Source organism: Vibrio sp. Vb1980, assembly GCF_033338615.1.
GTDB lineage: Bacteria > Pseudomonadota > Gammaproteobacteria > Enterobacterales > Vibrionaceae > Vibrio > Vibrio alginolyticus.
On record NZ_JAWOSZ010000010.1, the window covers coordinates 146,290 to 169,449 of the forward strand.

The window sequence follows — 23,160 nt, forward strand, 5'->3', positions numbered from 1 at the left end:
AAACAATTAGCCCCCATATACTGCCTTAAGTAATACGTTAAACGTGAAAGCGGAAGAGAGAATTATATGAACTTGGAACGTTCCGAGCGTATCGAGATCCCGGTACTACCTCTACGTGACGTAGTGGTCTACCCACACATGGTTATTCCATTGTTTGTTGGTCGTGAGAAATCGATTAGCTGTCTAGAAACGGCGATGGAAACCAACAAACAAGTTCTTCTTGTGGCACAAAAGCAAGCGGATACTGACGAGCCTACGGTTGACGACCTATTTGACGTAGGTACGGTAGCCACCATTCTCCAGCTCTTGAAGCTTCCGGATGGCACAGTAAAAGTATTGGTCGAAGGCCAGCAGCGAGCAAAAATTAATCACTTTAAAGAGAGTGACTTCTTCCTAGCGGAAGCTGAATTTGTTGTTACGCCAGAATTGGATGAGCGTGAGCAAGAAGTGATTGTGCGCAGCGCGATTAATCAGTTTGAAGGGTTCATTAAGCTAAACAAGAAGATTCCACCAGAAGTGCTAACGTCACTTAATGGTATCGACGAAGCCGCACGCTTAGCGGATACCATTGCGGCTCATATGCCGTTAAAGTTGGTGGATAAGCAGCAAGTGCTTGAAATTGTTGACGTCACTGAGCGTCTGGAATTCCTGATGGGCCAGATGGAATCAGAGATCGACTTGCTGCAAGTTGAAAAACGAATTCGTGGTCGCGTTAAAAAGCAAATGGAAAAATCTCAGCGTGAGTATTATCTGAATGAGCAAATGAAAGCGATTCAGAAAGAACTTGGTGAGATGGAAGACGCACCAGACGAGTTCGAAACGCTACAGAAGAAGATTGACGAATCAAAAATGCCTCAAGAGGCACGTGAAAAGACAGAGCAAGAGCTGCAAAAGCTTAAGATGATGTCTCCAATGTCTGCTGAAGCAACAGTGGTTCGTAGCTACATCGATTGGATGGTCAGCGTTCCTTGGGCTAAGCGCTCAAAAGTTAAGAAAAACTTAGCGAAAGCAGAAGAGGTTCTTAATGAAGATCACTACGGTCTAGAACGCGTCAAAGAACGTATCCTTGAATACCTGGCGGTTCAAAACCGTATCAACAAGCTAAAAGGTCCTATCCTTTGTCTTGTTGGTCCTCCTGGTGTAGGTAAAACGTCTCTTGGTCGTTCAATTGCTTCAGCTACAGGCCGTAAGTATGTTCGTATGGCGTTGGGTGGTGTGCGTGATGAAGCGGAAATTCGTGGTCACCGTCGTACTTACATCGGCTCATTACCAGGCAAATTGATCCAGAAGATGTCGAAGGTTGGTGTGAAGAACCCGCTGTTCTTATTGGACGAAATCGACAAAATGTCTTCCGATATGCGTGGTGATCCGGCATCGGCTCTGCTAGAAGTACTTGATCCTGAACAGAATAACTCGTTCAACGATCACTACCTAGAAGTGGATTACGATCTCTCTGACGTTATGTTTGTTGCGACATCGAACTCGATGAACATCCCGGGTCCATTGTTAGACCGTATGGAAGTTATTCGTTTATCTGGTTACACCGAAGACGAGAAGCTGAACATTGCAAAACGTCACCTTGTTGATAAACAAGTGAAGCGTAATGGCTTGAAAGCGGATGAGATCGTCATTGAAGATTCTGCGATTATTGGCATCATTCGTTACTACACGCGTGAAGCGGGTGTCCGTAACTTAGAGCGTGAGATTTCTAAGATCTGCCGTAAAGCGGTGAAGAACATCTTGCTGGATAAGGACATCAAGTCAGTAACGGTAACGATGGACAACCTAAAAGAGTACTTAGGTGTTCAACGTTTCGATTACGGTAAAGCGGATGAAAGTAACCGAATTGGTCAAGTAACTGGCCTAGCTTGGACCGAAGTGGGTGGCGATCTATTAACGATTGAAACTCAATCAATGCCAGGTAAAGGTAAGCTGACACAAACGGGTTCTCTTGGTGATGTGATGCAAGAGTCTATCCAAGCAGCAATGACAGTGGTTCGCTCTCGTGCAGAAAAGCTAGGTATCAATACTGACTTCTACGAGAAGAAAGATATTCACGTACACGTCCCGGAAGGCGCGACACCAAAAGATGGCCCAAGTGCGGGTACAGCAATGTGTACAGCATTGGTTTCTTCTCTAACAGGCAACCCTGTGAAAGCAGAAGTAGCGATGACGGGTGAAATCACACTGCGTGGTGAGGTTCTACCTATCGGCGGCCTAAAAGAGAAGTTACTTGCGGCACACCGTGGTGGCATTAAGACAGTGCTAATTCCAAAAGATAACGAGCGTGATTTGGAAGAGATTCCTGATAATGTTATCGCGGATCTGGAAGTTATCCCTGTACAGTGGATTGATGAAGTACTGAAAGTCGCACTAGAGCGAGACCCGACGGGCGTTGAGTTTGAGTCTCAAAAATAGTGATGTGTAGCAAAAATAAGTAAAAGTTTACGCTGATAAGCCCAAAAAGGCTTGTCAGCGTTTTTTTTGGGCGCTAAGTTAGTTTCGATAGCTGCCAGCCCTTGATGAATAAGGGGTGGAGCATATTTTCTTAACAATGGAACGAAAGTCATCACAAAAATAATCACAGATGACACAAAGGGGAAATTACAGTGAATAAAACTCAGTTAGTAGAACAAATCGCAGAAAATGCAGATATTTCTAAAGCGTCAGCGGGTCGTGCTCTAGATGCATTCATCGAAGCAGTAAGCGGAACTCTTCAATCTGGTGATCAAGTCGCTCTAGTTGGCTTTGGTACATTCAGCGTTCGTACTCGTGCTGCACGTACTGGTCGTAACCCAAAAACTGGTGAAGAAATCCAAATCGCAGAAGCAAAAGTACCAGCTTTCAAAGCTGGTAAAGCACTGAAAGACGCTTGTAACTAATCACGGCGTTATTTCTGTAACCGGCCATTTGCTTAACTTTTGCTCAAACAATAAGTTTCGAACAAAAATTTACAAACTTCGAGCCGAACTTTCTTAAATTATGCGCATCATACTGATGCGCATTTCTTTTTCTGATATTATTGCGCCATTATTTCTATTAGATAGAAGCAGTAGGCTTCAATTGTGGAGAGCAGTTAAATTATGATGGATCGACTACGCGAAGGCGTGAATAGCATCGCGGTCAAAATTATCCTTGGACTTATCATCCTGTCTTTCGTATTTGCAGGTGTAGGTAGCTACATCGTTGGTGGTAGCAACAACTCTGCAGCGAAAGTCGGTAACACTGAGATTCCTCGTGGTGAGTTCGAGATGGCATACCAAAATGAGCGTAACCGTATGCAAGCTCAGTTGGGTGACTACTTCTCTCAAATGCTGGCTGACCCTGCATATGTTGAATCTTTCCGCAAATCCGTTTTAGATCGAATGATCAATGACGTGTTGCTTGACCAACAAGCTGAAGCTTTGGGTCTGCGAATCAGCGACACTCAAGTGCGTAGCATGATTCTAGACATGCCTCAGTTCCAATCTAATGGTCAGTTTGATCAAGAGATCTATCAAGCTTCTTTGCGTCGTGCAGGCTTTTCGCCAGACTCTTTTGCTGAGTACATGCGTCGTGAATTGGTTCGTGAGCAACTGCTGAATGCGCTACAAAACAGTGAATTTATTCTGCCGGGTGAAGTACAAGCAGAAGGCAAGCTGTTCACTCAAACTCGTGATATTCGCACGATTCAGATCGACTTAGCGGAGTTTGCGAAAAATATTGAATTGACCGACGAAGAAATTCAAGAGTACTACAAAGCAAACCCAGACAACTTTACACGCCCAGAGCAGGTTAAAGTCTCTTACATCGAACTGTCAGCTGAAGCGCTAAAGGAACAAGTTAATGTTTCTGATGCTGAGGTGAAAAAGTACTACGACGAGCACTTAAACAAATACTCTTCAGAAGAGCAACGACGTGTCGCTCACATTCTTGTAGAAGGGGACGATGAAGCAAAAGCGCAAGCTATCCTAGATGAGCTAAACGCGGGTGCAGATTTTGCGACGCTTGCTCAAGAGAAATCTGACGATTTTGGCAGCGCTGAAAACGGTGGTGACCTAGGTTGGATTGAGCGTGATGTGATGGACCCTGCTTTTGAAGAAGCGGCATTCGCACTGAAGAATCCTGGCGATACGTCGGGTCTAGTAAAGTCGGACTTTGGCTATCACATTATCAAGCTTGAAGAGCTAAAAGATTCTGTGGCGAAGCCATTTGAAGAAGTCGCTGCTGAAATCAAACAAGAGATGGTCGACCAACAAGCGATCGATCAATTCTACGAGTTGCAAAATGAGCTTGAGCGCGTAGCGTTTGAATACCCAGACTCATTGTATGATGCTTCTCAAGCGGTTAACCAAGAAGTGAAGACAACGGACTTTATTTCTCAGGTTGATGCACCTGAAGTGCTTCGTAGCCCTGCGGTAATGCAAGCTATCCTAAGCCCTGAAGTTAAAGAAGATGGCCTAAACTCTGAAGCTATCGAAGTTGCGCCTGAGCATATTATCGTTGTTCGTGTTGAAGATGCGCGTGACGAGACAGTTCTTCCACTAGAAGAAGTGAAAGATCAGGTTGTTGCAGAGCTATCTCGTGTTAAAGGTGAGCAAGAAGCGATGGAACTTGGAACACAAGTCGTTGCGGCATTGAAAGAAGGTAAGACGAACGTGCTTGCTGAAAACAATCTTGCCTTTGGTGAACAAGAGACAGTAGATCGTCGTTCTCCGTTGGCAACAACGGTATTCGCGATGGCAAAACCAGTCGATGGTAAACCAGTATACGGTCAGTCTAAAGATCTTGAAGGTAACATCATTATCATCGAGCTTGATGCTGTAAACGCAGAGCTAGATAGTGAGTTAGAAGATCAAGTTGCGATGCAAATGCAGCGTGCATCTTCTCAGCAAGATTTATCATCTGTACTAGCCGTACTGCGTGCAAATACTGACATTGAGTACTTTGTTGTGAGCAACTAAGCACAATTAGTGTAATTTGTATGTTGAATAAAACGGACCGCATAAGCGGTCCGTTTTATTTTTGTCTTTATGAACTTCAATCATCAATAGGCATTACTTAAATTAGTGCGCGTTTAAGTGATAGCGGCCGTTGTGAATTCCGGGTCATCTCAGTTTGTTAAATGCATAACCATATTGCTTTCCATTGCAAACTTGATAGTGACTCGCTCTCGACGACTGTTTTTAGCCTACTATTTTGGAGATTGTATGTTCAATATGAAATGGATTTTGACATTGTGCTTATTTGTTTTTGCACCTTTTAGCATGGCTGCGGATTCAGCCACTGACAAATATGAAGGAATTGAAATTACTGTAAATATCAACACGGCCACTGCTGAAGAAATTGCGACCATGTTGAAAGGTATAGGTGAGAAGAAAGCGCAGAGTATAGTGGACTACCGCGAGGAACATGGCCCTTTTAAAACGGCAGCAGATTTGAAGAGCGTAAAAGGCATAGGTGAAGCGACAGTTAAGAAAAACGAAGACCGCATTTTACTGTAGCTTGATGTATTGCAGATATTGAGTCTGAATTCAGAACAATATCTGTTTCCCTATTACTGCTTTCCCGAACCAGCGCCTCTTTCGTGGTTCGGGATTTTTTATCCGAATAAACGACGGCGAAGGCCTTTTTCCAGTAAAGCCATTACTAACCCACCGAGTGCGCCAAACATATGAGCATCAATAGCAACGTTTGCACCGATAAGCTCAGCAGTACTGCTTGATGGGCCATTGACCTGCTCCCATGCTACTTTGGCGATTAGTCCTCCAACTAACAACACACTGCTTCTTCTGCTTTCAAAGACTTCTCTGAGCGCCCAAAATCCAAACAATCCGTGTAATACGCCGGATAAACCCACGTATACCGACATGTTGGTAAACAAATTCAGCGCACCAACACATGCACATAAGATTGAAAAAACGATAAGGAAGTTACGAGTGCTTGGGCGAAAAATAAAAGCAATGATCCACAATCCGGCGAGGTTCATTCCTAAGTGCGCAAAGTTGGTATGTGTGAGATTTCCTGTTACGATTCGCCACCATTCACCATGGCGTATATTGTAGCTGTGCCACTCGGTTAGGCTTGCCATTGGTTCAAATTGAAGTATCAAACAGATCACGCTGATAATACTCAGCAAGGTATAAAGGTTCACTCTATGTCTCGTTATTGTTCTCGTTGTGGAAAATCGCAAAAAGCGTGTATTTGCCAATGGATTGTACCGCTGGCAAGCGAGGTAGAACTTATCATTCTTCAGCACACGAGTGAAGAACATCGTCCGCTTGGTACGGCACGGATTCTCAATTTGAGTTTAGATAACTGTATTTGTTTGATAGGAGAGGACTTTTCTTGTGATGATGCCTTAAATCACTTATTAGCGGATGAGTCATATCAACATTTTGTTCTTTACCCATCAGAAGAGTCACGATGCATTTCTGAAATCACTCAAGCGAGTCATAGTGTATCTAAGAAAATACGTTTGATTTTGCTCGATGGTACGTGGAAAAAAGCGTACAAAATGTGGCAACTCTCAAGCAACTTACATCCACTCCCAACCGTGCAGTTGCCTAAGCAACTACAAGGGCACTACACCATTCGTAAGGCGCCCTCTGAGAATAGCTTATCGACAGTCGAGGCTGGTTATCATTCGCTTCGCTTGCTTGAACCCGAGCGCGACTTTACACCGCTGATGCGTGCCTTTGAAAATATGATCGAATTCCAAATCGCCCAGATGCCTCCGGGCGTTTTTGAAAAGAATTACTTGAAAGGTTGAGTGTTACTAAAGAACGATGGAAGAGAAAAGTTGGCGGTGTAGCTTTTGCGCGTGACCATCGGTCATTGCAGAAATATAATCGGCGATGACCCTCATCTTATTGCTCTCGCTCTTCGCCTGACACCACAGATCTTTTGTATGAACGGATAGTAATCGCTCTGGGTCTGCTGTTAACGCTTCAAAAATATCCATAATAATTTGCTGACCCTTATACTCAACGATCTGGACCTGCGGGACTTGGATAACGAAGGTGCTGACAAAGTGCTTGAGTACGCCAAGTGCACGTGCCATCTGTGGTTCTAAACACGCATTCCAAGACAGTAACGGGTTATTAAACGGCTCATCCACCGCTTTGATTGAAATGCTGGTCAGTAGCGCGTTAACCATACCACCGATGGCATCTTTCCGCTCATGGTGCTTCCCGCTAAATAGCATCTGTCCGATGGAATCGATATGAGCTTCAAACCACGGGTCGCCACAGTCCGCTAATTGACTTGCTGCGCCTTCTTGCCATTGCTGACGTGTCACCATACCAAGTACGATTGCATCTTCTAAATCATGAACACCGTAGGCGATATCATCTGCTAGCTCCATGATTGAGCAATCGATTGATTTAAAACGCGTTTTATTGTGTTCAAACTCCGATTCTGGCGTTGAACGCATCAGACTAAGCAATGCCTTGTCGTTGTCAGAAAGCGGTGCAATTACCCAATCAAATAAGTCTTTATCACAATCATAAATGCCTTTAGCTGGGCTCCAATCTTTTGCTTTTAGTTTACGTTGATGCTCGGCTGGTTGAGGCAACTTGACGGAGCGTGTTTGACTAATGAGGGCAGGGTACTTAATCAAACCAAGCAGTGTGCGGCGTGATAAATTCATTCCGAAATGCTCAGTATAAGGCTCTAACTTAGTGACGATACGAAAGGTTTGGGCGTTCCCCTCGAAGCCGCCATGTTCGCGCATTACGTAGTTTAGAGCGACTTCTCCCCCATGACCGTATGGAGGATGCCCGATGTCGTGCGCCAAACATAATGAATCAATTAAGCTGTCTGACGGCAATAGATCACGGAACTCTGGTTGTTTTTTCTTTAGTTGGGCGACGATACCGGTCCCGAGTTGCGACGCTTCTAAGGAGTGTGTTAACCGACTGCGGTGAAAGTCTTCCAAGCTATTGCCGTGTACTTGGGTTTTTGCTTGTAGGCGTCGAAATGCAGCCGAGTGAAGAATGCGCGCTCGGTCTCGTTGGTACGGGCTCCGATGGTCGTCTCGACGGATTTTATGCTCATCATCATGGCGCTCTTGCCATTGCGGGTGTAATTCAAACGACACGATTATCTCCGTAAGCTAACTGATTTCATCTAACGATAATTCGAAACTTGGGGCAAAGGTATTGAGAAAGTAATCCATTTCAGGCGTTCTGCGTTCTTGCAAAGTGACGTCTAAGCGTTTTTTTGCCAGAGCGAACTCATGGTTGCCGGCGCTTAGTTCTTCAAGACATTTTAAATAGGCACAGATGGAATCGGCTTGCTTAACGATTTTTGCGTCCTCTTCGTGTGCAGAGTGAGAAAGAAGATAGGGGGCAAAATCATCGTGGAACTCTTCCGGTAACATTGAGAGTAATTTTTGTTCCGCTGCCGATTCTATCTTCTTATATTCTTTGGCAATTTCAGGGTTGTAATACTTCACTGGAGTTGGAAGATCACCCGTTAATACTTCACTGGAGTCATGGTACATGGCCAGAATCGCGATGCGTTCTGGATTAAGGTTGCCGCCGAACTTTTTGTTTTTAATTAGGGCAAGGGCATGAGCGACAAAAGCAACTTGTAAGCTATGCTCTGAAACGTTTTCTGGTGAGACGGACCGCATTAAAGGCCAGCGTTGGATCAGCTTCATTCGAGCCAGGTGGGCGAAAAAATGGCTTTCTTTCATGGCTTTCTCCGTTTCTGGTGTAAAAAAGGAACTCACTAGGAGTTCCTCTAAGCATATGAGAGATCAGCACTAATTACTACCAGTGATTCATTACTGGCTGTAGGTTGATAGGAATCTTTCAAAACGTCCAATGGCGATTTCTAGATCTTCAACGTGCGGTAGTGTCACGATGCGGAAGTGGTCTGGTTTTGGCCAGTTAAAACCGGAACCTTGCACCAGTAAGACCTTCTCTTGTTTTAAGAAATCTAAAACCATCTGCTGATCGTTCTTGATGTTGTACATTTTAGTGTCGATTTTCGGGAAGAGGTACATCGCACCCTTAGGTTTGACACAAGAAACACCAGGAATCTGATTGATCAGTTCATACGCTCGGTTGCGCTGCTCTAATAAGCGTCCGCCTGGTAAAATCAGTTCATTGATACTCTGGTATCCACCTAACGCGGTTTGAATGGCATGTTGCATTGGTACGTTTGCACATAAACGCATCGATGAAAGCAGCTCCAAGCCATTCACGTACCCTTGAGCCAGATGTTTAGGCCCCGTTAGGAACATCCAGCCACCACGGAAACCACAAACACGGTAGGCTTTTGAAAGGCCATTGAATGTCATGACTAGCACGTCTTCAGTGAGTGTGGCGACTGAGGTATGTGTTGCACCGTCGTACAACACTTTGTCGTAGATCTCATCTGCGAAAATGATCAGTTTGTGCTTGCGTGCTATCTCAATCACTTCAAGTAGGAAGTCACGGCTGTATACCGCACCTGTCGGGTTGTTCGGGTTGATCAGAACAATGCCACGTGTCTTTGGTGTGATTTTCTTTTTGATGTCTTCAAGGTCTGGGTACCAGTCAGCCTCTTCATCACATAGATAATGAACCGGCTTACCACCAGATAGTGCAACTGAAGCTGTCCATAACGGATAGTCTGGTGCTGGGATCAGCATTTCGTCGCCATTGTTTAATAGCGCTTGCATGGCCATTACGATCAACTCAGACACGCCGTTACCTACATACACATCTTCGACATCTAGCGAGCGTATACCTTTACGCTGATAGTGTTGGACCACAGCTTTACGAGCAGAGTAAATACCTTTGGAATCACAATAGCCTTGAGAAGTCGGCAGATTACGAATCACGTCGACTAAAATCTCATCAGGGGCGTCAAAACCAAATGGGGCAGGGTTACCAATGTTTAGCTTTAGGATTTTATGCCCTTCTTCCTCCATGCGCTTAGCATGTTTGAGTACAGGACCCCTAATGTCGTAGCAGACATTGTCGAGTTTTGACGACATCCCGATATTTTGCATTGTTTAATTCCTAAAAATTCGTTAATTTCTTTATTAAAATACAATAATTTGTTTTTTATTAGAATATATATCTGTAAATAATCTGTCTGCTGGTTAAGTTTTGCTCGCTTGCTATCACAGGATTTCGCAAAAGATCGCATACGACCTTGATTTGCTTTGGGTCTAAACTTAGAGTAGCCGTCAGTTACCATTTATCCTCACATACAACGAGGTTGATTTGTCACAGTTCCATCAAGCCGTAAAGAGAATTATCGAGCGAGTTCAGCAATCGGAAGGCAATCAAACACGTCTGGTCGAGCCCCTTAGCGAGAAACCTAATTTCTCATTTATTGATTGGCTTGATGCACAACCACTTTTCCCTAAGTTTTATTGGCAGTCCCGCGATACACGTGAAGAGGTCGTTGCACTAGGGCAATTGCACGCTTTTGTTGAGCCAGGTCCTGCTTATACCATTCTAGGTGAAGGGCAAAGAGTCTGGGGCGGGCGCTCTTTTGATGGACAGCATGAGAAGAATCGTCGCTGTATGCCTTCTTTTTTCTTTTTGCCTCAAATTGAGTTAATTCGTTTTGACCAACAGTGGTCTCTCGCAGTTAATATTTCAGAAGACAAAGCGCGAACTCTAGCTGGGTTGAATAAACTGGTTTGTGAGGTCGCGGCCTTAGCTCCAATTTCGTCTCACATCCGCTCTATTGTTCACACGCCAAGTCAGCCTCAATGGAATGAGTTAGTTCATAAGGTTCTGACTGGTATAGAGAATGATGATTTTAAGAAAGTGGTTTTAGCGCGTCGTTCTACCGTGCAGCTTGATAACACATTAAGTGCTGCACAGCTACTTAAAGCAAGTTACTTAAATAACCATCATAGCTTCCATTTCATGCTGAGCTTAGACAGTAAGCACAGTTTTATGGGGTCTACGCCAGAACGTTTGTATTCTCGCGTAGGGCATGAGCTACATACCGAAGCGTTAGCAGGTACGATTGGTCGGGGAGACAATGCCACTCAAGATATGGAGTTGGCGAATTGGTTATCCCAAGACCAAAAGAACCTCAACGAAAACCAGTATGTGGTGGACGACATCATTGATCGTCTATTACCGCATTCTGAAATTGTTGAAGTGGAAGCTGAACCGAGTTTGGTCAGACTACGAAAAGTGCAGCACCTTAAGCGAAATATTCACGCTAGTCTAAGAGCGGGGATAAATGGTGTTCAGTTGTTATCGGCGCTTCAGCCAACAGCGGCGGTTGCTGGCTTACCCCGACAAGAGTCCATGCAGTTTATTCTTGATAATGAGCCCTTTGCACGCGGCTGGTACGCGGGGTCAATGGGTTATATAAGCCATGAACGAGCAGAGTTTTGTGTCGCAATCAGAAGCGCGCTTGTGCTCGGTGATCAAGTACAACTGTTTGCGGGCGCAGGGATAGTGCCTGGTTCTGTGGCAGAACATGAGTGGGCAGAACTTGATAAGAAAATGTCGACGTTACTTACGCTGATTTCTGATCATCCGCCATTGGGAGTCGCATCATGAGTCATGACCAAGCGGTGCTCAATCGAGTTTGGTCAGAAACCATATTGATTGAGCTTCAGCGATTTGGCGTTAAGCATGTTTGTATCGCTCCCGGATCTCGTTCTACTCCTTTAACTTTAGAAGCGGCAGAACAGTCCGACTTTTCCATTCATACTCATTTTGATGAGCGTGGACTGGGCTTTATGGCTCTTGGTTTAGCGAAAGCTACTCAGGAGCCAGTGGCAATTATCGTTACCTCTGGTACGGCAGTGGCGAACCTATTACCGTCGGTTGCCGAAGCCAAACTTACTGGTGAAAAACTGGTGCTGCTGACAGCAGATCGTCCAGTAGAACTTGTCGGCTGTGGTGCAAACCAAGCGATAAATCAATTGGGTATTTTTTCACATCATGTTTCGGCCAGTTTGAATTTACCAAGCCCAAATTTAGCAACGTCGCTTAACTGGTTGCTGACCTCTGTTGACGAAGTGATGTTTACTCAGCAATTGCAGGGTAGTGCTGTTCATATTAATTGTGCATTTCCAGAGCCTTTGTATTCCAACGGCGCAAAAGCGGATTATCAAACCTACTTAGATTCGCTCGCCGGATGGCGAAAAGGAAGCGGCACTTATACTCAGCGTTTTAGCCATTTGTCACAGGCGAACATCCCGCCTTTTTCGGACAAAAAAGGCTTGGTTGTGATTGGCAGCTTACCGCTTGAACAAGCGCGTTCGGCGCAGGCATTTGCACAAAAGATGGGATGGCCAGTACTTGCAGACCCGCAAAGTGGCCTCAGTTCGGATTGGGCGTATTACGATGTATGGCTTCAACTTCCCGAGTTTGCAAACGAGCTTGAATCTTGTGAACTTATTATCCAATTTGGTAGCCGAATCATCTCCAAACGTTTGAACCAATGGATTGATAAACAAGTATCGAAAAATCAACAAAGTAAAGACGTTCAATACTGGTATATCTCGCCGCGTATGGACCGTAATAACCAAAATCATCTGGCGCAAATGCACTGGGTTGAGCTTCCTCAAACTTGGGTTTCTCGCATTAGCTTTGAGAAGCCAATATTTGCTGGGTGGGCTGATAGGTTAGCGAATGGAGTTAAGCGAGTTCATCAACGTATCGAAGAAGCTTTCCTATCTGGTTCAGCGTCTGCCATTGACGAAATTGCGTTGGCAGCAGACATCAACGAGCGCACTAAAAACGCTGATGTCTTTTTGGGTAACAGTTTGTTTGTTCGACTTGTCGATATGTACGGCAAACTTGATGATGTAGAAGTGTTCACTAACCGAGGCGCGTCAGGGATTGACGGTTTGTTTGCTGCAGCATCAGGCGTGCAACGGGCAAGAGGTAATCCGTTACTGATGTATATCGGTGACACAGCAGCACTTTATGATCTCAATTCTCTGGCGCTATTTTCTCACAATAAACTGCCGGCGGTACTTGTTGTTACCAATAATGACGGCGGTGCGATTTTTGATATGTTGCCAGTACCACCAGAGCGCAGGACGACATATTATCAAATGCCTCATGGTTATCAGTTTGAACACGCGGCAAAGCAGTTTGGTTTGGCGTATTTGCATGTTTCTACACTGGAGCAATTCCAATCATCTGTAAAAGAGCATTTATGTCACGGCCAAGGAACGTTGCTGGTCGAGGTTCAAACCCCATCTAACCAAGCTGCTGAGACACTCAAGGCATTTAATAAGAGTCTGAATGCTTTACTTTGAACGTTTCCCTGTATTAGAAAAGCACCAAAGTATTACTTTGCCTACTCTGGTGTTTTTGCATGGTTTGCTTGGTAGCGGTGAAGATTGGCAATCGTGTATCAACGCGTTACCCGAGTATGAACGTGTTACGGTTGACCTCCCTGGTCATGGGCATAGCCAATCTATTTCTTGCAGCGATCTGAATGATTGCTGCAAACTTCTTGGTTCCACACTATCTTTATTATTTCCCTCACAACAACCACTTATTTTGATTGGTTACTCTATGGGCGGCCGCATTGCGATGCATGGTATTGCCCATCAATGCTTTCCAGATCTCAATATTGCGGGCGCGATTGTTGAAGGGGGAAACTTCGGGCTTCAAACTGAGTCAGAGAAACAGGTGAGATTAGAGAATGATGCTCGCTGGGCAATGCGTTTCAAAACTGAACCACTTGAACGTGTTTTGAACGATTGGTACCAACAAGCGGTGTTTTCTTCACTAAACCATGAGCAAAGACAAACATTCATTGCGAAGCGAAGTGATAATCTTGGCTCAGCGGTGGCGAATATGTTGATGGCGACATCGTTAGCCAAACAGGCATATTTGTTGCCCTCACTGCAAAAGCAGAATATACCAGTGTATTACTTGTGTGGTGAGAAAGACCAAAAATTTAGCCAACTGGCACAACGTAGCGGGTTGGCGTATCGACAAGTTGAAGGCGCTGGTCATAACGTCCATCAAGAGCAGCCCAAACAGTTTGCGATACATACCAAGCAAATAATTCAGTCTCACTTTGGTGAGAGTAACGAGAACAATGGGAATCACCATGGCTAAAACAGTAGGCATTTCTGAAGAAGAACTTTACGCTCCGGTTCAATGGAAAGATTGCGGCGAGAAATACGAGGACATTCATTACCATAAGTCTGAAGATGGTATCGCGAAAATCACTATTGCACGTCCTCAAGTGCGTAACGCGTTTCGTCCTCAAACGGTAAAAGAGATGATTGATGCGTTGGCAGATGCGCGTTACGACTCTGGTGTTGGCGTGATCATTCTAACAGGTCTAGGTGAAGACGCATTCTGTTCTGGCGGCGACCAGAAGATCCGCGGCGACTACGGCGGCTACAAAGACGACCAAGGTACGCACCACCTAAACGTATTGGACTTCCAACGTGATATTCGTACTTGTCCAAAACCAGTGATCGCATCTGTAGCTGGTTGGGCTGTGGGCGGTGGTCATGTTCTGCACATGATGTGTGACCTAACGATTGCAGCTGACAACGCTCAATTTGGTCAAACAGGCCCTAAAGTGGGTTCATTTGATGGTGGTTGGGGGGCATCTTACATGGCTCGCATCGTAGGCCAAAAGAAAGCTCGCGAAATTTGGTTCCTATGTCGTTTCTACAATGCTCAAGAAGCGGTAGACATGGGCCTAGTAAACACAGTTGTACCACTAGCGGATCTAGAGAAAGAAACCGTTCGTTGGTGTCGTGAAGTACTACAGCACAGCCCAATGGCATTGCGCTGCCTGAAAGCTGCATTAAACGCAGATTGTGATGGTCAAGCGGGTCTGCAAGAGTTAGCGGGTAACGCAACGATGATGTTCTACATGACAGATGAAGGCCAAGAAGGTCGTAATGCCTTTAACGAGAAGCGTCGCCCAGACTTCGATAAATTCCCTCGCAACCCATAATCCGTCTAAATGAGGAGCGTGTTAGCTCCTCTGTTCCTTTTTTCCTGAGCGCCTCGCCCTCTGGGAGGCTGGTGGGATTGCTCGTCAGAACGCTCAAATATACGGCATTACATAGGACTTGAATTATGCGTGAAGCGAAAATTTATCGTTATAGCTTGCCCATGGATAGTGGTGTCATCCTACGTGACAACAAGCTAACCGAACGTGTTGGTTATGTTGTTGCGCTTTCCGAAGATGGTAAAACAGGGCTTGGAGAAGTCGCTCCTCTTCCTGGTTTTAGCTTAGAGAGCGCCGAAGATGCGGGTGTTCAGCTACAAGAACAGGCGGAGCGTTGGGTTGCAGAGTTGGATGTGGATTATGCCAATATGTACCCGTCGGTTGCGTTTGGTTTATCGATGGCACAGCTTGAATTAGCTGGTGGCTTACCACAACAAGGTAAATACCAAACAGCGCCACTATGCACTGGCGACCCAGATGAGCTCATTCCAAAGCTGAACGAAATGGAAGGTGAGAAAGTCGCTAAGGTGAAAGTTGGACTTTATGAGCCAATTCGCGATGGCATGCTTGTGAACCTTTTTCTTGAATCAATCCCTCAATTAACGCTTCGACTTGATGCAAACCGCGCTTGGACACCAGAAAAAGCGCAGCAGTTTGCTAAATACATTACTCCGTCTTTGCGTCAGCGCATTACTTTTTTGGAAGAGCCGTGCCGCTCTCCTGGCGATAGTCTCTCTTTTGCGATTAATACTGGTATTGCTATCGCTTGGGATGAAACATTGCAAGATGCGGTTCGTCGTGAAGATTTCCGTCTTGAAGATCTAACTGGTGTGAAAACGATCATCATCAAACCCACACTCATTGGTTCAGTGGATTTTTGTATTACACTGATAAAGAAAGCGAAGTCACTAGGGATGAAAGCAGTGATTAGCTCGAGCATTGAATCCAGTCTCGGTTTAACTCAATTAGCGCGCTTTGCCCAATGGCAGCTGCCTGATGAAGTTCCAGGTTTGGATACGATTGGCTTATTCAAAGCTCAGCTAGAGCAGGGCTGGCCTAAGTGTGAACTTCCCGTTCTTCCTCTAAAAGACCAGGAGATTGTGTGGCATTCTGCGTAGACAATATTGCGAAGGCACCATGGAAATATTGGGCTCAAACGAGCCCTTTTTCTATTGCACTCAAGACATCAACAGAAGTATTAAACTGGCAACAACTCTCGAAGCGTATTGACCAATACACTCACTATTTGAATGACTTGGGTGTAACTCGGGGGGATGTGCTGACTTTGGTTGGCAAGAACCAAGTAGAAACACTGTTGTTTTATCTTGCCTCCAAACAGTTGGGTGCGCTCGCTGCGCTGACCATGGAACAACCACTAGATAAGTTGCAGGGTAAGCTTGCTACACTTTACAGGCCTGATCAAACTCGGTTTATCTGGTTTTCTCAGGAGTGCGCTTCGACCTTTTCTGAACATGATATACAAAAACTCAAGGCAACATTGCTTTCACCGCCTGCAGTATCACAGCAAGAGAGTGATTCGTTGACTGAAGATAGCTATCATCATGACCGGCTCGCTTCAGTAGTATTTACTTCTGGCTCTACAGGGGAGCCTAAAGCTGTGGTTCATACACATCGACAGCATCTTGCGTCTGCAGAGGGCTTGTTGCAGGAGTTCATTTTCACTCAGCAAGATGCTTGGCTATTATCGCTTCCGTTGTATCACGTCTCTGGATTGGCGATTGTCTATCGTTGGCTATATGTCGGAGCAACACTAAAAGTCGGTTCAGGGAAACTTGTTGATGATGTTCAGGGCGTATCACACGCTTCTTTGGTTGCGACTCAGCTCAAACGGTTATTGGATGATGATGCACATTTGTCATTGACACATGTGCTACTGGGCGGCAGCCACGTTGATCACGAGTTGGCACTACGAGCAACAGGGCAAGGCATTGAGACATGGTTAGGTTATGGGATGACGGAGGCGGCCTCTACCGTTACCGCAAAGAGAATTGACAGCACCAGTAATGCTGGACATGTATTGAAGCACCGTAAGATAAAATTAGTTGACCAACGCATTTTTATTGGCGGTAAGACATTAGCGGCAGGGTATTTCCATCAAGGACATGTTACCCCATTTCTGGATGAGAAAGGCTGGTTTGACAGCAAGGATCTTGGCGAGTGGCAAGGTGATGAATTAAAGATAATCGGCCGTGCCGACAATCAGTTTATCTCTGGTGGTGAGAATATCCATTGTGAAGAGATTGAAGCCGCTTTGAACCAAATTGATGGTGTAGTGCAGAGTATAGTGGTTCCAGTCGAAGACGCGGAGTTTGGTCATAGACCAGTAGCTGTGATTCAGACCAATGGATTGCGCAGCAAGTCGGAGTATGACCAGCACTTGCAATCAAAGTTAGAGAAGTTTAAATGGCCAGTGGAATACCATGTAATGCCACTAACTCTACTAGAAGGTGGGATCAAAATTTCACGTAAGGCCGTGAAAGAGTGGCTGCTGTCATCAATTCAGCATTAGTCAATTTTGCTATGTATTAGTCATAAAGAGAATTTCGTATCCTTATAACTCTGAATCATAATTATGCTTCTTCGTGGAGAGAAAATGCATAAGGTTCAGGATGGCAAAGCTAGTTTTAATTGCGGCAGTAGCACTACAAATTGGTATCGCGATAAGTAGTGAAGGGCTAGCCCGCTCTCTTGCAGAGCTAACGGCATTTTTGATCGCTATTGCGTTGGTCGTTATATACAAAAATAGCAAACGGGAAATGCCGTCCCCTCAACGCGATAAGCAGACCACCAATATCTAAAACAGTAACCAACTTAGAGAAGTGGTCGAAATTAACACCCACAGAGTCACACCAAACAACAGTGGCTTAGCTCCAGCATACTTTAGTTTTGAAATTGAAATGCTACAACCTATCAAGAACAGACATACAACCAACGCTTGCTTTGCTCCAATGAAAATGCCGTGATAGACCATTTCAAATTGAGGAAAGAAGTCGCTAAACGCGATAGCTGCACAGTACCAAAAAATGAAATAAGGGATAGCTAGTTTTTTCTTTCCATACTCTTTTTGGCTTCTTGAAAAGATGACGGCACTGATCAAAGCAACAGGAATGATCCATAAAGCGCGCGCGAGTTTCAATGTTGTTGCCGTAGTTAGCGCTTCTTCCCCATAGGCCGAGGCAGCCCCGACAACAGAAGATGTGTCATGAATGGCAATTGCAGCCCATGTGCCAAACGTGTGTTGATCTAGCCCTAAAGCATGTCCAATCACAGGAAACACAAAGAGTGCAATGGAGTTCAGGACAAATACCGTTGCCAGTGCTAATCCAATCTGCTCGTCTTTCGCTTTAATCGCCGGTGCCACAGCAGCAATTGCGCTACCACCACAAATTGCAGTACCTGATGAGATTAAGTAAGCGGTTACTCGCTCCAATTTAAGTACCCTGGCAATGAGAGTACCCATGATCAGTGTGCCTGTAATAGTGGCGATGATCAGGCCGATACCATCCGATGTGACTGTAAGCGCTTGCTCGAAGTTGATGCCAAAGCCTAAGCCAATAATCGAGTAAGACAGCAGCTTTTTAGTAAAAGAAGCGATGGGCAGCTCGGAAGGCACAAAACCAAAACTTGCGAGTAGAAAGCCGATAACTAGAGCAATGGGAGAGGAGGCAAGAGGGGTTAGACAAAAAAGTAACGCCAATCCAAACAGGAGGTAGTTTCTATTCAAGGTTTTTATTCGCTGTTGTGAATGAAAGGGAGAGTATATCGCACTGGGTGTGGTCAGTTTGTCTTAATGATTTGAACACATGTTCGGTTATCCTAAACATGTGTTCAAGTGTATTTATCGCCAGTCGCCTCTAAGTTGATGCACTTTATCGAACATTGTTTTTGCCGTTGCCTCGTTTGGTGGCACCGGTTGTCCTGCCTCTATTTCTAGCTTTGACCAAAATCGAGTCGGTAAGCCACAGCATGCGCGACCTTTTGCGCGGCTGAAATAGCTTCCCCATAAGCCTTTAAGTGCAACAGGTATGACGGGTACTGGGCTACGACGTAGAATGATATCAATACCGCGCATGAATTCATTCATTTCACCATCTGAAGTTAATCTTCCTTCAGGGAAAATACAGACGATATGACCTTCGCTTAGCGCGGCTTCCACATCGTTAAATGCACGTCTGATAGAGCTTCTGTTACTCGCTGAAATTGGAATTACCCCAGTTCGACGTAAAAAGCGCCTTAATGGAGGTAGGTTGGCGTAATCTTCCTCCATCACAAAACGAATCAACCTTGGGCATACTGCACTAAGTAGCAATGCATCCATGTAGCTTACATGATTACATACAATTAATGCCCCACCATGCTCGGGTAGGTTATGTAGATTCTTATGCTTAACTCGATAGATGGTGTGCGTAAGCATCCACATGACAAAGCGAACTACAAAAATAGGAATTTGCAAAAAGATGTAAGCGGCGACTAAGAAATTTAAAATGGCTAACAATGCAAACAGCTGAGGAATTGTCATCTTGATTACACTTAAGCACACAATACCTAAGACAGCGCTGCCGACCATAAACAGAGAGTTAAAGATGTTGAGCCCTGCGATGACTTGAGCACGTTCGGTTTCCTTTGCTCGATGCTGCATTAATGCGTAAAGAGGCACGATAAACAAACCGCCCGAAGCGCCAATCATCAATAGGTAGAAAAATAATGGCCAAAAAGGCTCATATCTAAAGAAGTCTACAAAGTTATGGAAAGTAGGTAGATCATTGGGAATGGAAGTGGCCATTAGGTACCCAAATACCGTAATGCCAAAGGCACCAATTGGCACAATACCGACTTCTATACGATGGTTTGAGATCCAATTGCAAAGTAGCGACCCTAGCGCGATACCAATGGAAAATAGAGCGAGCAAGAAAGACACCGCACTCTCGGTGCCATTTAGGTAAATCTTAGTGAAATTCGGGAATTGTGTTAGATATGCGGCGCCTAAAAACCAAAACCAGCTTATTGCCATTATGCATTGAAAAACAACTCGATCGGATTTGGCGATAGAGAGCGCGTGTTTGGTTTGCTTGTATGGTTGCCAACGAAAAGAGAGATTGGGTGCGCTGGCTGCAGCAAAGGGGATTGAGCGGCTCGACAAGTAGCCTAACAATGCGAAGATCACGACACAAAATGCGGCGAGGTATTTTGCGTTGTCTGCAGAGGCTATAATCCCAGCGCCTAAGGTGCCAATAAGGATGGCGATAAAGGTACCAGCTTCAACAAGAGCGTTGCCGGGCACTAACTCTTTAGCATTTAACTTTTGAGGCAAAAGGGCATATTTAACTGGGCCAAAAAATGCTGACTGTGTGCCCATTAAAAACAGTAGCAATAAAAGCACACCATAACTTTCGGTTATGAATCCGATGGCACCTAACAGCATGATGGCTATTTCAAATAGTTTGACCTTACGAATAAACCATGACTTTTCATATTTGTCGGCTAATACGCCAGCGGAAGCAGAGAACAGAAAGAACGGTAGAATGAACAAGCCTGCCGCAAGGTTGATGAACAAATTGCTCGAAATAGGCAGTGCACTGGAGCCAGCGAATGCGACAAACAACAGCAAAACGTTTTTAAAAATATTGTCGTTAAAAGCGCCAAGAAATTGAGTAATGAAATAGGGCAGGAATTTTCTCTGCGTAAGTAAGGACGGCTGTCTGTCGGATGACATGTATAATCCTTTGTTACCAGTTCGTGAGGTAGTTGGAAAGAAGATTACTGATCAACTCTTTGCCATCAATCGGTTCACTAGAGAAAAACTTATCATCAACACTGAGTAAAGTAATGCCATGTACGCCAGACCAAAGGACTCGACTCGCTTGAATCACTTCGGATTCAGTACGATGTGGTGCGATTTGAGCCAATAGTGACTCTAGCATTCCCGTCATACCATCGATACGTTTGGCATGCCATTCCGGAAGTTCTGCTCCATTCATGTTGTGTTCGAACACTAACTGCCAACGGTATGGGTGTTTTTGAGCAAAATCGTGGTAGCAATAAGCGAGTTCAAAAAGCGCTTGATGGGAGTCTTTGCTGTCATTAGTCGCTTTGCGTGCTTCTTGAGATAACTCATCTAAAGTTTGAGCGACAACATGAAGCAACAACAAATTATAATTACCAAAAACATTTACCAATGTGCTTGGCACGTAACCAATCATGTTAGCGATTTTACGAAGACTGAGTTCGTGGTAAGAATTCTCATCTAAAAAGTTTTTGACCGTTGTTAACGTCAAATTCACTAACTCTTCTCGGGTGTGATCGTTTCTGCGCGCCATACTCTCAAACTACTTTATTGAACATCGTTCAATATGATAGTCAGCTACCTATTAACCGTCAACAAGGCAATGTGTCCAAGTGCCCTCAAGGTGTAGGATTCTGAGCTGTGTCACTGATTCTAATTCAAGTAAAACAATCTGGAGTATTAGTGAACTTATTCCATACTTTTTTTTTATTGATCAAGCGCCTTCAGCTGAATTGTAAGCAGTGTGAGCAGTCTGCATTTTTGGCAATATTCTGATACATGTCAGCTTCTATAAGCTATTTTCATCAATCGGTATACAGAGTATGATGACTTAAAAATCATCTTTGGCGTGCTACTGTTTGAAACAACGATTGTTTCGTCTTGAAAATGGGGCACTATCTTAGATAGCTAACTTTAAGGATAACGATGAAACGTTTATTTTCTATTGTTGCTTTATTGATGTTTACTGTTGCTGTAACGCCTATCGCGGAAGCGAAGAAGTTTGGTGGCAGTAAGTCTTTCGGTAAGAGCTACAAAACCGCACCAGCACCGAAACAACAGCAACAAAACACCAATACGGTCGGCAAAGATCAGACGACAAAGTCTTCAAGTAAGAAAGGCCTTATGGGTGGTCTGCTAGGCGGACTTCTGGCTGGTGGTCTACTTGCTGCATTCTTTGGCGGTGCTTTTGAAGGTATCCAGTTTATGGATATCCTAATTATTGGTTTGATTGCCTTTGTCATCTTTAAACTAATGCGCGGTATGCTAGGTGCGAAGCAGGGCAGTATGAACCAGCATCGTCAACAGCCTGCATTTGGTGGCAACGCATCTAAGTTTGAGCAACCAAACATGCAAAACTTTGAGCAACAACCAAACACAAATAATGGTGGCTTTGGTGGTTTTGGCGCTCAAACAGACGTACCACATAACTACCCACCGGGTTTTGACCAAGCAGCGTTCATTAATGGTTCTCGTGAACACTATCGAATCCTGCAAGGTGCGTGGAATCACAACCAGCTAGAAACTATTGAAGAATATGTTTCTCCAAGCTTGTTTGAAGACCTAAAAGCAGAGCGCGCGAAGCTCGACGGTGAGCAGCATACTGACGTAATGTACGTTGATGCGGAGATCGTCCGTGCTGATTACGATGCAAATAAAGCACAGCTTAGTCTGCAGTTTAGCGGTCGTTACCGTGACACAGTAGAAGGTGTTGAAGAAGAAATCGAAGATATCTGGCACCTAGAGCGTGACTTGACTGCGCCTAATGCGCCATGGTTAATCGTTGGTATTCAAGGCTAGTCACCTTTAAACCAATTTAGTCACTAGTAAAAATCCCGCATCCCCTGCGGGATTTTTTGTATCTATCATTTATATTTATTGTACGTGTTTTTATACAAACATCACTAATTGAGTCCGTTTGGTAATTTTGCGAACCCACTTTTTCTAGTAAGTCCTCAAGTGTTTTCCTAGTTATATTGAACATTCATATTAAGGCCATACGAACTAACAAAATCAAAATAGCTAGTACATTGTTTGTAGGGTAAAGATCTGCTCCTCAGCCTTTTGTTTGTGGAGCTTCACATGGGGTTGGTTGCTTTAGTGAGATTGAGTATAGGTTATACCAATCGTAGTAAATAACTGGTCATTCTAGCTTGTTAAAATACTCGATAACTGCGTTGCAATTTTTGATTGCAGAATAACTACTTATCGAAAAATTGCGCCTTGTTCTCAAGCATTTTCCCTACGCTATTTCTGATCACTTATTTACTGTGATAGGTATTAAATCGAGCAGAGTTTCGGTGAGGAGTGAAAGGTTCGTGGTAGTAGGACTATGCTATCAAGATCCTGAAACGAAAAAAGCCAGCTCAATGAGCTGGCTTCTTCAATATGGTGGAGGGGGACGGATTCGAACCATCGAAGGCAGTGCCGGCAGATTTACAGTCTGCTCCCTTTGGCCACTC

General features: G+C 44.6%; 20 protein-coding genes. 13 read left to right on the top strand and 7 right to left on the bottom strand.

Annotated features, from left to right (window positions below):
• The first annotated feature begins 66 nt into the window (after positions 1 to 66).
• From lon to R7F64_RS15975, 4 genes are all read left to right on the top strand, one after another.
• On the top strand, positions 67 to 2,418 hold the full coding sequence (gene lon / locus R7F64_RS15960) for an endopeptidase La (protein WP_005382343.1): 2,352 nt from the start codon (positions 67 to 69) through the stop codon (positions 2,416 to 2,418).
• A 191-nt stretch (positions 2,419 to 2,609) separates the two neighbouring features.
• Positions 2,610 to 2,882: an HU family DNA-binding protein gene (locus tag R7F64_RS15965; protein ID WP_005382341.1), complete on the top strand. Its 273-nt coding sequence runs from the start codon at positions 2,610 to 2,612 to the stop codon at positions 2,880 to 2,882.
• Between the two features lie 201 nt (positions 2,883 to 3,083).
• Complete coding sequence (gene ppiD, locus R7F64_RS15970) at positions 3,084 to 4,943, top strand: peptidylprolyl isomerase (RefSeq protein ID WP_005382334.1); 1,860 nt, start codon at positions 3,084 to 3,086, stop codon at positions 4,941 to 4,943.
• 255 nt (positions 4,944 to 5,198) lie between these two features.
• Complete coding sequence (locus tag R7F64_RS15975; RefSeq protein WP_031777211.1) at positions 5,199 to 5,483, top strand: ComEA family DNA-binding protein; 285 nt, start codon at positions 5,199 to 5,201, stop codon at positions 5,481 to 5,483.
• A gap of 98 nt (positions 5,484 to 5,581) precedes the next feature.
• On the opposite strand, the gene rrtA is transcribed toward R7F64_RS15975, so the two are convergent.
• Positions 5,582 to 6,133 carry a rhombosortase gene (gene rrtA, locus R7F64_RS15980; protein ID WP_318071885.1) on the bottom strand — a complete coding sequence of 184 codons (552 nt, stop codon included), beginning with the start codon at positions 6,131 to 6,133 and terminating at the stop codon, positions 5,582 to 5,584.
• Between the two features lie 3 nt (positions 6,134 to 6,136).
• Here rrtA and R7F64_RS15985 point away from each other — a divergent pair, with 3 nt between their 5' ends.
• Positions 6,137 to 6,751, top strand: coding sequence for a tRNA-uridine aminocarboxypropyltransferase (locus R7F64_RS15985; protein ID WP_104975974.1), 615 nt, complete (start codon positions 6,137 to 6,139; stop codon positions 6,749 to 6,751).
• A gap of 6 nt (positions 6,752 to 6,757) precedes the next feature.
• On the opposite strand, the gene R7F64_RS15990 is transcribed toward R7F64_RS15985, so the two are convergent.
• The 3 genes from R7F64_RS15990 to R7F64_RS16000 form a co-directional block, all read right to left on the bottom strand.
• On the bottom strand, positions 6,758 to 8,080 hold the full coding sequence (locus tag R7F64_RS15990) for an anti-phage deoxyguanosine triphosphatase (protein WP_318071886.1): 1,323 nt from the start codon (positions 8,078 to 8,080) through the stop codon (positions 6,758 to 6,760).
• Between the two features lie 15 nt (positions 8,081 to 8,095).
• Entirely contained in the window at positions 8,096 to 8,680 is a 585-nt protein-coding gene (yfbR, locus tag R7F64_RS15995; protein ID WP_017634778.1) for a 5'-deoxynucleotidase, read from the bottom strand.
• Between the two features lie 90 nt (positions 8,681 to 8,770).
• Entirely contained in the window at positions 8,771 to 9,985 is a 1,215-nt protein-coding gene (locus tag R7F64_RS16000; protein WP_053303263.1) for a pyridoxal phosphate-dependent aminotransferase, read from the bottom strand.
• A gap of 217 nt (positions 9,986 to 10,202) precedes the next feature.
• Here R7F64_RS16000 and R7F64_RS16005 point away from each other — a divergent pair, with 217 nt between their 5' ends.
• The 7 genes from R7F64_RS16005 to R7F64_RS16035 all read left to right on the top strand — a co-directional run bounded on the left by R7F64_RS16005 (position 10,203) and on the right by R7F64_RS16035 (position 17,714).
• The gene (locus tag R7F64_RS16005; RefSeq protein ID WP_213909983.1) at positions 10,203 to 11,510 is read left to right on the top strand and encodes an isochorismate synthase MenF; all 1,308 of its coding nucleotides are present in this window, start codon (positions 10,203 to 10,205) and stop codon (positions 11,508 to 11,510) included.
• Positions 11,507 to 13,225 (top strand): 2-succinyl-5-enolpyruvyl-6-hydroxy-3-cyclohexene-1-carboxylic-acid synthase, encoded by a 1,719-nt coding sequence (menD, locus tag R7F64_RS16010; protein WP_318071887.1) that lies wholly within the window; start codon positions 11,507 to 11,509, stop codon positions 13,223 to 13,225. The genes R7F64_RS16005 and menD overlap by 4 nt, the downstream gene beginning before the upstream one ends.
• Positions 13,212 to 14,039: a 2-succinyl-6-hydroxy-2,4-cyclohexadiene-1-carboxylate synthase gene (gene menH / locus R7F64_RS16015; RefSeq protein ID WP_149191943.1), complete on the top strand. Its 828-nt coding sequence runs from the start codon at positions 13,212 to 13,214 to the stop codon at positions 14,037 to 14,039. The genes menD and menH overlap by 14 nt, the downstream gene beginning before the upstream one ends.
• A complete protein-coding gene (menB, locus tag R7F64_RS16020; protein ID WP_005382318.1) occupies positions 14,032 to 14,898 on the top strand; it encodes a 1,4-dihydroxy-2-naphthoyl-CoA synthase in 867 nt (288 codons plus the stop codon). The genes menH and menB overlap by 8 nt, the downstream gene beginning before the upstream one ends.
• 125 nt (positions 14,899 to 15,023) lie before the next feature.
• Positions 15,024 to 16,013, top strand: a complete 990-nt coding sequence (menC, locus tag R7F64_RS16025; RefSeq protein ID WP_186584408.1) for an o-succinylbenzoate synthase — start codon at positions 15,024 to 15,026, stop codon at positions 16,011 to 16,013.
• On the top strand, positions 15,998 to 17,425 hold the full coding sequence (gene menE, locus R7F64_RS16030; RefSeq protein ID WP_318071888.1) for an o-succinylbenzoate--CoA ligase: 1,428 nt from the start codon (positions 15,998 to 16,000) through the stop codon (positions 17,423 to 17,425). Before menC ends, menE begins: the two co-directional genes overlap by 16 nt.
• A gap of 100 nt (positions 17,426 to 17,525) precedes the next feature.
• Positions 17,526 to 17,714: a hypothetical protein gene (locus R7F64_RS16035; protein WP_005382314.1), complete on the top strand. Its 189-nt coding sequence runs from the start codon at positions 17,526 to 17,528 to the stop codon at positions 17,712 to 17,714.
• On the opposite strand, the gene R7F64_RS16040 is transcribed toward R7F64_RS16035, so the two are convergent.
• From R7F64_RS16040 to R7F64_RS16050, 3 genes are all read right to left on the bottom strand, one after another.
• Complete coding sequence (locus tag R7F64_RS16040; RefSeq protein WP_213885746.1) at positions 17,711 to 18,640, bottom strand: YeiH family protein; 930 nt, start codon at positions 18,638 to 18,640, stop codon at positions 17,711 to 17,713. The two genes, R7F64_RS16035 and R7F64_RS16040, sit on opposite strands and share 4 nt — an antisense overlap.
• Before the next feature lie 114 nt (positions 18,641 to 18,754).
• Complete coding sequence (locus tag R7F64_RS16045; protein WP_318071889.1) at positions 18,755 to 20,629, bottom strand: MFS transporter; 1,875 nt, start codon at positions 20,627 to 20,629, stop codon at positions 18,755 to 18,757.
• A gap of 13 nt (positions 20,630 to 20,642) precedes the next feature.
• Entirely contained in the window at positions 20,643 to 21,233 is a 591-nt protein-coding gene (locus tag R7F64_RS16050; RefSeq protein ID WP_005382308.1) for a TetR/AcrR family transcriptional regulator, read from the bottom strand.
• 392 nt (positions 21,234 to 21,625) lie between these two features.
• Here R7F64_RS16050 and R7F64_RS16055 point away from each other — a divergent pair, with 392 nt between their 5' ends.
• The gene (locus R7F64_RS16055) at positions 21,626 to 22,498 is read left to right on the top strand and encodes a Tim44 domain-containing protein (protein ID WP_005384268.1); all 873 of its coding nucleotides are present in this window, start codon (positions 21,626 to 21,628) and stop codon (positions 22,496 to 22,498) included.
• Positions 22,499 to 23,160: the final 662 nt, after the last annotated feature.

Bases quoted from the DNA above. Each gene is read 5' to 3' on its own strand.
- lon (WP_005382343.1), top strand. From the start codon at position 67: ATGAACTTGGAACGTTCCGAGCGTATCGAGATCCCGGTACTACCTCTA.
- ppiD (WP_005382334.1), top strand. From the start codon at position 3,084: ATGATGGATCGACTACGCGAAGGCGTGAATAGCATCGCGGTCAAAATT.
- R7F64_RS15975 (WP_031777211.1), top strand. From the start codon at position 5,199: ATGAAATGGATTTTGACATTGTGCTTATTTGTTTTTGCACCTTTTAGC.
- R7F64_RS15985 (WP_104975974.1), top strand. From the start codon at position 6,137: ATGTCTCGTTATTGTTCTCGTTGTGGAAAATCGCAAAAAGCGTGTATT.
- yfbR (WP_017634778.1), bottom strand. From the start codon at position 8,680: ATGAAAGAAAGCCATTTTTTCGCCCACCTGGCTCGAATGAAGCTGATC.
- R7F64_RS16000 (WP_053303263.1), bottom strand. From the start codon at position 9,985: ATGCAAAATATCGGGATGTCGTCAAAACTCGACAATGTCTGCTACGAC.
- menD (WP_318071887.1), top strand. From the start codon at position 11,507: ATGAGTCATGACCAAGCGGTGCTCAATCGAGTTTGGTCAGAAACCATA.
- menH (WP_149191943.1), top strand. From the start codon at position 13,212: ATGCTTTACTTTGAACGTTTCCCTGTATTAGAAAAGCACCAAAGTATT.
- menB (WP_005382318.1), top strand. From the start codon at position 14,032: ATGGCTAAAACAGTAGGCATTTCTGAAGAAGAACTTTACGCTCCGGTT.
- menC (WP_186584408.1), top strand. From the start codon at position 15,024: ATGCGTGAAGCGAAAATTTATCGTTATAGCTTGCCCATGGATAGTGGT.
- R7F64_RS16035 (WP_005382314.1), top strand. From the start codon at position 17,526: ATGGCAAAGCTAGTTTTAATTGCGGCAGTAGCACTACAAATTGGTATC.
- R7F64_RS16045 (WP_318071889.1), bottom strand. From the start codon at position 20,629: ATGTCATCCGACAGACAGCCGTCCTTACTTACGCAGAGAAAATTCCTG.
- R7F64_RS16050 (WP_005382308.1), bottom strand. From the start codon at position 21,233: ATGGCGCGCAGAAACGATCACACCCGAGAAGAGTTAGTGAATTTGACG.
- R7F64_RS16055 (WP_005384268.1), top strand. From the start codon at position 21,626: ATGAAACGTTTATTTTCTATTGTTGCTTTATTGATGTTTACTGTTGCT.